Origin of the sequence: Raoultella sp. (assembly GCF_039594335.1) — a bacterium.
GTDB lineage: Bacteria > Pseudomonadota > Gammaproteobacteria > Enterobacterales > Enterobacteriaceae > Klebsiella.
The window spans coordinates 1-10,950 of record NZ_JBCNNS010000137.1; the positions used below are offsets into that span (position 1 = coordinate 1).

Consider the following 10,950-nt stretch of genomic DNA (forward strand, 5'->3'; position numbering starts at 1 on the left):
ATTACTCTTGCCAAGACTGATAGCGTTGCTAATCGTCGTCTGGCATTCGCCCGTACTCGTGATAACGAGATCGTGGCAAAACTGTTTAACGAGCTGGGCCCGCGTTTCGCGAGCCGCGCCGGTGGTTACACTCGCATTCTGAAGTGTGGCTTCCGTGCAGGCGACAACGCGCCGATGGCATACATCGAGCTGGTTGATCGTGCTGAGCTGAAAGCAGAAGCTGCTACAGAGTAATCTGTAGTAACGTAAAAAAACCCGCTTCGGCGGGTTTTTTTATATCCACGCTACGGCTGCTTCACTACAATACCTGTATTCTTTTTGTTCATCCCCGGAGCCGAATGATGTGGTTGCTGGATCAGTGGGCAGAACGCCATATCCTTGATGCACAAACCAAAGGCGAGTTTGATGATCTTCCTGGTCGTGGACAACCGCTGACTTTGGATGATGACCTGCATGTTCCACTCGAATTACGCGCGGGCTACCGCTTACTCAAAAATGCCAGCTGTCTGCCTCCTGAACTTGAGCAACGAAGAGAAGCCGTTGCGCTGGTCGATTTATTAAAAGCGGTCCGTCCGGATGATCCACAGTACACAGAGCTCAGCCGCCGACTTGCTTTGCTGGAACTGAAATTACGGCAGGCGGGATTGAATACCGATTTTTTACGTGGTGAATATGCAGACAGACTTCAAAACAAACTTGATGAGGGGTAAACATGTACCGTATTGGTGAACTCGCAAAGCTGGCTGATGTCACGCCTGATACCATTCGCTACTATGAAAAGCAGCAGATGATGGCTCACGATGTACGCACAGAAGGTGGATTTCGCCTCTATACTGAGAACGATCTTCAGCGCCTGCGTTTCATCCGCTATGCCCGTCAGCTTGGATTTACGCTGGAAGCGATCCGCGAATTACTGTCGATCCGCGTCGATCCGGAGCATCATACCTGTCAGGAATCGAAAGGTATTGTTCAGGCACGTCTTAGTGAAGTGGATGCACGCATTAAAGAGCTACAAACAATGCGCCGTTCATTGCAACGACTCAATGATGCCTGCTGCGGTACAGCTCATAGCAGCGTGTATTGTTCTATTCTCGAGGCCCTTGAACAAGGCGCCAGTAGTACCACAGTGGAACGTTGATTTTTTCATCGCGCGGATTTACACTCGCGCCGATCTCAATCATATTCAGGAGCTATTATGAGCCGCTACCAACACACGAAAGGACAAATCAAAGACAATGCCATTGAGGCGTTGCTACATGACCCGTTATTCAGACAGAGAGTAGAGAAAAACCGGAAGGGGAAAGGCAGTTACCAACGCAAGGATAAACATGCGGAGCGGAATGACCGGGAGGCCAGTGGCAAAAGAGTAAATCACTTTTTTACCACTGGCCTTCTGCTTTCTGTTGCCTGATTACGAACGCTTATTCTGTTCTTTCAGCAGATCGCGAATCTCACTTAACAAAACTTCTTCTTTCGTTGGTGCCGGTGGCGCAGCAGGAGCTTCTTCCTTTTTGCGATTCAGGTTATTCATCAGTTTGATAGCCGTAAAAATGGCAAAGGCCACGATCACGAAATCAAACACATTCTGGATAAACACCCCATAATGCATTACGACAGCCGGGACATCGCCGTGTGCATCGCGTAACGTGATGGCGAACGATTTAAAATCAATTCCACCGATCAGCAGGCCGAGTGGCGGCATAATAATATCGGCAACCAGTGACGATACAATTTTACCAAATGCCGCACCGATGATGACACCCACAGCCAAATCAACAACATTCCCGCGCATCGCGAAGTCGCGAAACTCTTTTAATATACTCATTTTATTCTCCATGAACCCGCTAACAGTGATAAGTTTATCAAATGTATTTCCATTTGCCATTGCTGTTGAATAATTGCTAAAAAATATCATCCCCTGATATATAAAGGATAATCAAAACGGGCGCCATATAGGCGCCCGCGCAATTAGAGGAAGAAAGGACTGGGTTGGAAAAGACGCTCGACGTCGGATATAAATTTTTTGTCGGTCAGAAACATGATGACGTGATCGCCTTGCTCAATACGCAGGTTATTATTTGCGATCATCACGTCATTGCCACGGACGACGGCACCGATGATTGTGCCCGGCGGTAGCTTGATCTCATCTATCGAACGTCCTACCACGCGAGAGGTACTTTCATCGCCGTGAGCCACAGCTTCAATGGCCTCCGCGACACCGCGACGCAGTGAGGAGACGCCAACAATATCGGCCTTACGGACATGGCTCAACAGGGCGGAAATCGTGGCTTGCTGCGGCGATATAGCAATATCGATCACGCTACCTTGCACCAGATCGACGTATGCTTTCCGCTGGATCAACACCATGACTTTTTTGGCGCCCATACGTTTGGCCAGCATGGCGGACATAATGTTAGCTTCATCATCGTTGGTGACAGCAATAAAGAGATCGACTTGATCGATATGCTCCTCCGCCAGCAACTCCTGATCCGATGCATCGCCATAGAAGACAATTGTATTCTGTAGTTTCTCCGCAAGTTCGGCGGCGCGTTGCTGATCGCGTTCGATAAGCTTAACGCTGTAATCTTTCTCAAGACGATGAGCAAGACCTGCGCCGATATTCCCCCCACCAACCAGCATGATGCGCTTGTAGGGTTTTTCCAGGCGTTGCAGCTCGCTCATGACGGCACGAATATGCTGTGATGCGGCAATAAAGAACACTTCATCGCCGGCTTCAACGATTGTCGAACCCTGCGGGCGAATAGGTCGGTCGTGGCGGAAAATGGCCGCTACGCGAGTATCAATATGCGGCATATGTTCGCGCATTGTCGAGAGCGCATTCCCCACCAGTGGACCGCCGTAGTAGGCTTTTACGACCGCGAGGCTGACTTTACCTTCGGCAAAGTTTACGACCTGCAGTGCGCCTGGGTATTCAATGAGTCGGTAGATATTGTCGATAACTAGCTGTTCAGGCGCGATAAGATGATCGATAGGCACTGCTTCCGAGTGGAATAGCTTTTCGGCATCCCGTACGTAATCCGGAGAACGGATACGCGCAATACGATTAGGCGTATTGAACAGGGAATAAGCGACCTGGCAGGCCACCATATTGGTTTCATCTGAACTGGTTACGGCAACCAGCATGTCGGCATCGTCGGCGCCCGCTTCACGCAACACGCGTGGATGGGAACCGTGTCCCTGAACAACGCGAAGGTCGAATTTATCCTGCAGGCTGCGTAGGCGGTCACCGTTGGTGTCGACCAGGGTAATGTCGTTGTTCTCTCCGACGAGGTTTTCCGCAAGTGTTCCGCCTACCTGACCGGCGCCCAGAATAATAATCTTCATCAGCAGTGATCCATTATTTCCGATGTTTGATCAGCTTAGCGTAAAAGAACCCGTCACCCTCTTCTGCGCCGGGCAAATTTTGCACGCCTGGTTGCTCAGGCGTGCCGGTGAGGCTGAGCTCTGAATCTGGCGTACGTTTCAGGAAGGCAGCAATTTGCTGACTATTCTCTTGCGGAAGAATTGAGCAGGTCGCATAGACCAGTGTCCCGCCAGGTTTAAGATGAAGCCAGATGGCGTCAAGAATCTCTGCCTGCAGTTGGGCCAGCTCGGCAATGTCGCGATCGCGGCGTAGCCATTTAATATCCGGATGCCGACGAATGACGCCCGTTGCCGAACAGGGAGCATCGAGCAGAATGCGATCGAACTGTTCGTCTTCGCACCACTGCGCAGGATAGCGGCCATCCCCCTGTTTCACTTGCGCTTTCATTCCGAGTCGCTTCAGGTTGTCATAGACGCGCGACAGGCGCTGCTCATCAATATCAACCGCCATGACGCTGGCCTGCGGCGCAACTTCCAGAATATGCGTCGTTTTGCCACCGGGGGCTGCGCACAGATCGAGGATTCTCTCGCCGTTTTCTGGGGTCAGATAACGCATGCAGCCCTGAGCTGAAGCATCCTGGACGGTAACCCAGCCCTGGTCGAATCCTGGTAATGCATGAACAGGGGCCGGCGTTGCCAGGCGCACCGCATCAGGATAATCAGGGTGAGTAAAGCCTTGCAGCCCGGCCTCTTCCAGAAGCGCGAGCCACTCATCGCGCGAATGATGATTGCGGTTTACGCGCAGCCACATGGGCGGGCGTTGGTTATTTGCATCGACAATAGCCTGCCATTGCTGCGGCCATGATTTTTGCAGACGTTTGAGCAGCCATGCCGGATGAAGAAAACGACTCTCGCTTTGGGCAAATTCGGCCAACAAATCTTCCTGCTGACGCTGAAACTGACGTAAAACGCCGTTGATAAGCCCCTTCAACTGCGGGCGTTTGATGGCTACCGCGCCTTCCACCGTTTCGGCCAGCGCAGCATGGGCCGGAATGCGGGTATAGAGCAGTTGATAAAACCCCACCATAATCAAATAGTGAACGGTGCGTTGTTTGCCTGTCATCGGGCGAGCCATCAGTTTGTTAACCAGCCAGTCCAGTTGGCTGAGAGTACGCAGGACACCAAAGCACAGCTCTTGCAGCAGCGCTTTGTCCTTTTCCCCGACCTTTTGCTGTAATGGCGGCAGAACGTTACTTAATGACTGACCTTGTTCGACAACCTGCTCAACGGCTTTCGCCGCCAGACTGCGTAAATTTAGATTTTTTTTCATAACCGCAAAATAAAAATGCCCGGTAAACCCGGGCCTTAGACAGTGACTACCGTCAGGAGAGACGGTTACCGGGGATAAACCATTCCCGGCGAGAATTTAGCAAGTCCTGGGCGCTCATCGCTTTTTTACCTGCTGGCTGCAACAACTCGAGGTTCAGGATGCCATTGCCGGTCGCGACCTGAATACCTTGCTTGCCAGCGGCCACGATCGTACCCGGTTCGACACGGTTGGTTTCCGCAATGACTGATGCCTGCCAGACTTTCACCGGCAGCTCATCAATTTCCAGCCAGCTCATGGGCCACGGGTTAAATGCGCGAATACAACGTTCGAGCTGCGCAGCGGAAAGGGACCAGTCCATACGGGCTTCTTCTTTACTGAGCTTCTCTGCATAGGTCACTAACGTCTCATCCTGGACTTCCGGTTGAGTCGAACCGTTTGCGAGCTGAGTTAATGTTTCCAGCAACCCTTGTGGACCGAGTTCTGCCAGCTTGTCATATAGACTGGCGCTGGTATCTTGCGCAGCGATCGGACAGGAAAGTTTATACAGCATGTCACCTGTATCCAGACCGACATCCATCTGCATGATGGTCACTCCGGTTTCGGCATCACCCGCCCAGAGTGCGCGTTGAATAGGCGCTGCTCCGCGCCAGCGCGGCAGCAAAGAGCCGTGTACGTTGATACAGCCCAGCCGTGGCATATCCAGAACCGCTTTGGGCAAAATCAATCCGTAGGCCACGACGACCATGACATCGGCATTCAGAGAGGCAACCAACTGCTGATTTTCCTGCGGGCGCAGGGATACAGGCTGGAATACCGGCAGATTGTGCGCTTGTGCAAGAACCTTTACCGGGCCTGGCTGCAATTTTTTGCCGCGACCGGCAGGGCGATCGGGCTGAGTAAATACGCCAACAATTTGATGCCCGGATGACAACAGCGCATCGAGATGACGCGCTGCAAAATCGGGAGTTCCCGCAAAGATAATACGTAGTGATTGTGACACGTTAGTCCTTGTCCTCAGGCACGCGTACGCAAACGGTCCAGTTTTTCAACTTTCTGGCGAATACGCTGTTGCTTAAGCGGCGACAGATAATCGATAAACAGTTTGCCTACCAGGTGATCCATTTCATGTTGGATACAGATAGCCAGCAGGCCGTCAGCATTGAGTTCAAACGGCTTGCCTTCGCGATCCAATGCACGAATCTTCACGGTTTCGGCACGTGGCACCAGTGCGCGCTGTTCCGGGATAGACAAGCAACCTTCTTCGATGCCCGTTTCACCGTCTTTTTCCAACAGCTCAGGGTTGATTAACACCAGCTGCCCTTCACGGTTTTCTGAAACATCAATAACGATAATGCGCTGATGGATATCCACCTGGGTAGCGGCCAGACCAATACCTTCTTCCGCGTACATCGTCTCGAACATATCATCAACGATACGTTGAATTTCCGCATTGACTTCTTTTACCGGTTCAGCGACTTTGCGAAGGCGCTCGTCCGGGATATGTAACACTTGCAAAACTGCCATAAAGATCCAGAGTCGTATTCAAGAGTTGATAAGATTATTAGCTCTATTCTAGACAAAACCCCCTGTAATTGACAGTCTCGCTGTCCAATCGCAAAGATTGTTAAAGCCACTTATGGCAGGGGACAGAGATGGCACCTACGGAGATCTGGCTGCGTCTGATGAAGGTGAGCAACCTTTATGGTGACGGCATGGTAATGGTTGCCAGAATACTGCATGCAGCCCCAGTGCCAGATAGCGAAGCATTGTACGCGTGCGGTCTGAGCAGAGCGCAAGTGAAGCAATTTCTATCCGTTGGCCAACGAGAACTTGAGTCTACGCTATTGTGGCTGGAACAACCCGGGCATCACCTGCTGCTGGCCGATAGCCCTTTCTATCCACCCCGACTGCGCGCCATCGCTGACTACCCCGCTGCGCTTTTCGTTTGTGGGGATTTGGCTGTGTTGAGCAGTTTACAACTGGCCGTTGTTGGTAGCCGCTCCCACTCCTGGTACGGTGCTCGGTGGGGGAAACAGTTCAGCGAAGACCTGGCGCGTCTCGGTATCACGATTACCAGCGGCCTGGCAATCGGCATTGACGGTGTCGCTCACCGCGGCGCACTTGAGGCGCATGGGAAGACAATCGGTGTACTTGGCAATGGATTAGGCGCAATTTATCCGCGCCGTCATCTTACATTAGCCGGGCAGATGGCGGAGAGCGGAGGAGCATTGCTGTCTGAGTTCCCTCTTTCAACCTCCCCGTGGCCGGGAAATTTCCCTCGGCGGAATCGAATTATCAGTGGGCTCAGTATTGGCGTGCTGGTGATTGAGGCGGCTCTGAAAAGCGGCTCGCTGGTGACCGTTCGCTGTGCGCTGGAACAAGGAAGAGAGGTTTTTGCACTACCTGGGCCGGTAGGTAATCCTGGTTCCGAAGGTCCACACTGGCTGATTAAACAAGGTGCCATCCCCGTGACATCAGCGGCAGATATCATCGACTATTGTCAGCAGGAACTGCCATGGCTCCAGGATGTGCCTGACAATATAAATAATTGCATGGATCCGCCTCCCGTAGCATTGCCATTTCCAGAGCTCCTGGCTAACGTAGGAGATGAGGTAACACCTGTTGACGTTGTCGCTGAACGTGCCGGCCAATCTGTGCCAGTGACCGTAGCTCAGCTACTTGAACTGGAGTTAGCAGGCTGGATCGCAGCTGTACCCGGCGGCTATGTCCGATTAAGGAGGGCAAGCCATGTTCGACGTACTCATGTATTTGTTTGAGACTTACATCCAAAACGAAGCAGAAATGCGCGTGGATCAGGATAAACTGACCCGGGATCTCACCGATGCAGGATTCGATCGGGAAGATATCTATAACGCGTTGATGTGGCTAGAGAAACTGGCTGACTACCAGGAGGGGCTCGTTGCTCCCATGCAGCTTGCTTCTGACCCGCTCTCTTTGCGGATTTATACCGAAGAAGAGTGTCTGCGTCTGGATGCCAGTTGCCGGGGATTTTTATTATTCCTCGAGCAGATTCAGGTGTTGAACCTCGAAACGCGGGAAATGGTGATAGAGCGCGTGCTGGCGCTGGATACAGCAGAATTCGATCTGGAAGACCTGAAATGGGTGATCCTGATGGTACTGTTTAATATTCCGGGCTGCGAAAATGCCTATCAACAAATGGAAGAATTACTCTTCGAAGTAAATGAAGGTATGCTGCATTAATCTTATTGCGGCAACATCGAGTTGTTATGACCAAATCAGCACTGTTTTCGGTGCGTAAAAATGAGCCCTGCCCACAGTGCGGGGCTGAACTGGTAATCCGCTCCGGGAAACACGGACCGTTTCTCGGTTGCTCACACTATCCGGACTGTGACTATGTCCGTCCTCTGAAAAATCAGGCGGATGGACATATCGTAAAGGTACTGGAGGGGCAGGAGTGTCCGTCGTGCGGTGCGGTTATGGTGTTACGCCAGGGACGCTTCGGTATGTTTATTGGCTGCAGCCGTTACCCGGAATGTGGGCATACTGAAACTATCGATAAACCGGATGAAACAGCGATTTCCTGCCCACAGTGTGGGCAAGGGCAACTGGTTCAGCGCCGTTCTCGTTTCGGCAAAACCTTTCATTCCTGCGATCGTTACCCCGATTGCCAGTTCGTTATTAACTTCAAACCGGTAGCGGGTGCATGTCCTGAATGCCATTATCCGCTATTAATCGAAAAGAAAACGGCGCAGGGCGTAAAACGCTTTTGTGCCAGTAAACAATGTGGAAAGCCGATCCCGGCGGAACAAATCAGTGAATAAGAACCTGCACTCAGAAACCGTCGCCCATGCCGTGACGGTACTGCATAACGAACATGTCATCGCCTATCCGACAGAAGCCGTTTTTGGCGTAGGTTGCGATCCTGACAGCGAAACGGCGGTCATGCGCCTGCTGGCGCTTAAACAACGCCCTGTCGAGAAGGGGCTCATTCTGATCGCGGCCAGCTACGAACAGCTGACACCTTATATTGATGATTCGCGGCTTAATGATAAACAGCGAGCGGCGATCTTCTCCTGCTGGCCGGGGCCGGTCACTTTTGTCTTTCCGGCTCGTGCCACAACGCCACGCTGGTTGACCGGGCGCTTCGATTCCCTGGCGGTGCGCGTCAGCGATCATCCGCTGGTGGTTGAATTGTGTGAGGCTTATGGCAAGCCGCTGGTTTCAACCAGCGCGAATTTATCCGGCCAGCCGCCTTGCCGCACTACGGCTGAAGTGCTGGCCCAGTTTGGCGCCCGTTTTCCGGTCGTTGATGGCGCAACGGGTGGCCGTCAGAATCCGTCTGAAATTCGCGATGCCCTGACGGGCGAACTCTTTCGCCAGGGGTAATTTATGCAAACCTATGCTGTCTTTGGTAATCCGATCGCCCACAGTAAGTCCCCCTCTATTCACCAGCGCTTTGCGCAGCAGCTGCAGATTGCGCATCCGTATGGGCGGGTTCTGGCGCCGCTGGACGATTTTATCCCTACCCTGGATACCTTCTTCGCCGAAGGGGGAAAGGGCGCTAACGTTACCGTTCCCTTTAAGGAAGAAGCGTTTGCCCGAGCGGATGAGCTGACCGAACGCGCGGCTCTGGCGGGGGCGGTGAATACCCTAAAGAGGCTGGACGATGGACGTTTGCTGGGGGACAACACCGACGGAATTGGGCTGCTAAGCGATCTGGAGCGGCTGGGGTTCATTAAACCGGGCTATCGGGTATTGCTTATCGGGGCCGGCGGCGCATCGCGGGGGGTCTTGCTCCCCCTGTTGTCACTGGATTGCGCTGTCACTATTGTCAACCGTACTTATTCCCGTGCGCATGAGCTGGCGACGCTGTTTGCGCATACCGGTAGTGTATGCGCGCTTGAGATGGAGTCGCTGGCTGGACATGAGTTCGATCTCATTATTAATGCAACTTCCAGCGGTATCAGCGGTGATGTGCCGGTAATTCCCGCGTCCTTAATCAATACACACGTCTATTGTTATGACATGTTTTACCAGAGGGGCTGCACACCGTTTTTACACTGGTGTCAGGCCCATGGTGCGAAAATGTGTGCCGATGGGCTGGGTATGCTGGTGGCGCAGGCCGCCCATGCAGTTCTGCTCTGGCATGGGGTCCTGCCAGAGATTACGCCGGTTATTCAGGCCTTGCATAAGGAACTGAATACGTGAATCAGGCGATTCAGTTTCCTGACAGAGAAGAGTGGGAGACCGACCGGCAGTGTGTCACTTTTCCCGTTCTGGTTAATGGTATGCAGCTCACCTGTGCAATCAGAGGCGCAACGTTAAAGCAGCGCTTCGGTGGTGATACCCCCGAGCAGTGGCTGGCCGCGTTTTGTCGTCATCGCTGGGATCTGGAAGAAGAAGCTGAAGAATTGATCCGCGACCAGCAGGAAGATAATCAGGGTTGGGTGTGGTTCCCCTGATCCAGATAATCGTTTTTCCATTTCACATAGTTGTTTGCTGAATAGAGCAGACCTGCCCGTTCCGCCTCCGTCAGGGGGCGGATTTGTTTCACCGGGTTGCCAAAATAGAGATAGCCACTTTCCAGCCGTTTGTTTTGCGGCACCAGGCTACCGGCGCCAATCATGACATCGTCTTCTACCACGACGCCATCCAGTAAAATCGAGCCCATGCCAACCAGCACCCTATTTCCAATGGTACAGCCATGCAGCATGACCTTGTGACCGACGGTGACCTCTTCGCCAATGATCAGAGGATTCCCCTGGGGGTTAGAGGCGGATTTGTGGGTGACATGCAGCACGCTACCGTCCTGAATGTTAGTGCGGGCACCGATTGCCACGTAGTTAACATCTCCGCGAATAGCAACCAGCGGCCAGATGCTGACATCATCAGCCATTCGGACATCGCCGATCGCTACGCTGGTGGCATCGATCATCACTCGCTGACCGGTTTGCGGGAACAAATCTTTATAAGAACGTAAATTAGCGGTCATGGTTACCTCAATAAATCTGGGTTGTACAAAGACTTTGGTGGCTTTTGCGGCCACCTGCAACCCCTTATTGTGGTGAAAATTGAGCAAACTGAACAATAACGCTGCGAAAAGGGCGAAAAAACATCACTTGGAAAAAAAGATCGATAAAAGACTTGTGCAATAAAATGGGATCCCTATAATGCGCTCCCACTGACACGGCGAATGTGAACGAGTTCACAGATTAAGCCGGGTTAGCAGAGAGAAACTTTTGAAAAATGAAGTTGACTCTGAAAGAGGAAAGCGTAATATACGCCACCTCGCGACAGAGCGCTCAGCGCCGTCG

At 52.4% G+C, this 10,950-nt stretch carries 16 protein-coding genes; 10 read left to right on the top strand and 6 right to left on the bottom strand.

Annotated features, from left to right (window positions below):
- The 4 genes from rplQ to ACZAHD_RS18665 all read left to right on the top strand — a co-directional run.
- On the top strand, window positions 1–234 hold a 234-nt coding region (gene rplQ / locus ACZAHD_RS18650), incomplete at its 5' end, for a 50S ribosomal protein L17 (RefSeq protein WP_462458105.1).
- Between the two features lie 107 nt (window positions 235–341).
- Complete coding sequence (locus tag ACZAHD_RS18655; RefSeq protein WP_462458118.1) at window positions 342–710, top strand: DnaJ family domain-containing protein; 369 nt, start codon at window positions 342–344, stop codon at window positions 708–710.
- A 2-nt stretch (window positions 711–712) separates the two neighbouring features.
- Entirely contained in the window at window positions 713–1,138 is a 426-nt protein-coding gene (zntR, locus tag ACZAHD_RS18660; RefSeq protein WP_462458106.1) for a Zn(2+)-responsive transcriptional regulator, read from the top strand.
- Between the two features lie 57 nt (window positions 1,139–1,195).
- Window positions 1,196–1,411, top strand: coding sequence for an alternative ribosome-rescue factor A (locus ACZAHD_RS18665; RefSeq protein WP_462458107.1), 216 nt, complete (start codon window positions 1,196–1,198; stop codon window positions 1,409–1,411).
- On the opposite strand, the gene mscL is transcribed toward ACZAHD_RS18665, so the two are convergent.
- From mscL to def, 5 genes are all read right to left on the bottom strand, one after another.
- Complete coding sequence (gene mscL, locus ACZAHD_RS18670) at window positions 1,412–1,825, bottom strand: large-conductance mechanosensitive channel protein MscL (protein WP_462458108.1); 414 nt, start codon at window positions 1,823–1,825, stop codon at window positions 1,412–1,414.
- 143 nt (window positions 1,826–1,968) lie between these two features.
- Window positions 1,969–3,345 carry a Trk system potassium transporter TrkA gene (gene trkA / locus ACZAHD_RS18675; RefSeq protein ID WP_434582807.1) on the bottom strand — a complete coding sequence of 459 codons (1,377 nt, stop codon included), beginning with the start codon at window positions 3,343–3,345 and terminating at the stop codon, window positions 1,969–1,971.
- A gap of 13 nt (window positions 3,346–3,358) precedes the next feature.
- A complete protein-coding gene (gene rsmB / locus ACZAHD_RS18680) occupies window positions 3,359–4,654 on the bottom strand; it encodes a 16S rRNA (cytosine(967)-C(5))-methyltransferase RsmB (protein ID WP_462458109.1) in 1,296 nt (431 codons plus the stop codon).
- A gap of 52 nt (window positions 4,655–4,706) precedes the next feature.
- Window positions 4,707–5,654, bottom strand: a complete 948-nt coding sequence (gene fmt / locus ACZAHD_RS18685; RefSeq protein WP_462458110.1) for a methionyl-tRNA formyltransferase — start codon at window positions 5,652–5,654, stop codon at window positions 4,707–4,709.
- 14 nt (window positions 5,655–5,668) lie between these two features.
- Window positions 5,669–6,178, bottom strand: a complete 510-nt coding sequence (def, locus tag ACZAHD_RS18690; protein ID WP_462458111.1) for a peptide deformylase — start codon at window positions 6,176–6,178, stop codon at window positions 5,669–5,671.
- Between the two features lie 128 nt (window positions 6,179–6,306).
- On the opposite strand from def, the gene dprA reads away from it, so the two are divergent.
- Genes dprA through ACZAHD_RS18720 form a run of 6 tightly spaced genes read left to right on the top strand, consistent with a single transcriptional unit; the run spans window position 6,307 to window position 10,098 of the window.
- Window positions 6,307–7,431, top strand: a complete 1,125-nt coding sequence (gene dprA / locus ACZAHD_RS18695; protein WP_462458112.1) for a DNA-protecting protein DprA — start codon at window positions 6,307–6,309, stop codon at window positions 7,429–7,431.
- The gene (gene smg / locus ACZAHD_RS18700; protein WP_004868322.1) at window positions 7,403–7,876 is read left to right on the top strand and encodes a DUF494 family protein Smg; all 474 of its coding nucleotides are present in this window, start codon (window positions 7,403–7,405) and stop codon (window positions 7,874–7,876) included. Before dprA ends, smg begins: the two co-directional genes overlap by 29 nt.
- A gap of 26 nt (window positions 7,877–7,902) precedes the next feature.
- Window positions 7,903–8,457 (top strand): DNA topoisomerase family protein, encoded by a 555-nt coding sequence (locus ACZAHD_RS18705; RefSeq protein ID WP_462458113.1) that lies wholly within the window; start codon window positions 7,903–7,905, stop codon window positions 8,455–8,457.
- Window positions 8,450–9,022, top strand: coding sequence for an L-threonylcarbamoyladenylate synthase type 1 TsaC (gene tsaC / locus ACZAHD_RS18710; protein ID WP_462458114.1), 573 nt, complete (start codon window positions 8,450–8,452; stop codon window positions 9,020–9,022). The genes ACZAHD_RS18705 and tsaC overlap by 8 nt, the downstream gene beginning before the upstream one ends.
- A 3-nt stretch (window positions 9,023–9,025) precedes the next feature.
- Window positions 9,026–9,844 carry a shikimate dehydrogenase gene (aroE, locus tag ACZAHD_RS18715; protein ID WP_462458115.1) on the top strand — a complete coding sequence of 273 codons (819 nt, stop codon included), beginning with the start codon at window positions 9,026–9,028 and terminating at the stop codon, window positions 9,842–9,844.
- Window positions 9,841–10,098: a DUF1488 family protein gene (locus ACZAHD_RS18720; RefSeq protein WP_462458116.1), complete on the top strand. Its 258-nt coding sequence runs from the start codon at window positions 9,841–9,843 to the stop codon at window positions 10,096–10,098. Before aroE ends, ACZAHD_RS18720 begins: the two co-directional genes overlap by 4 nt.
- On the opposite strand, the gene ACZAHD_RS18725 is transcribed toward ACZAHD_RS18720, so the two are convergent.
- On the bottom strand, window positions 10,074–10,628 hold the full coding sequence (locus ACZAHD_RS18725; protein ID WP_462458117.1) for a gamma carbonic anhydrase family protein: 555 nt from the start codon (window positions 10,626–10,628) through the stop codon (window positions 10,074–10,076). The genes ACZAHD_RS18720 and ACZAHD_RS18725 overlap by 25 nt on opposite strands.
- Window positions 10,629–10,950: the final 322 nt, after the last annotated feature.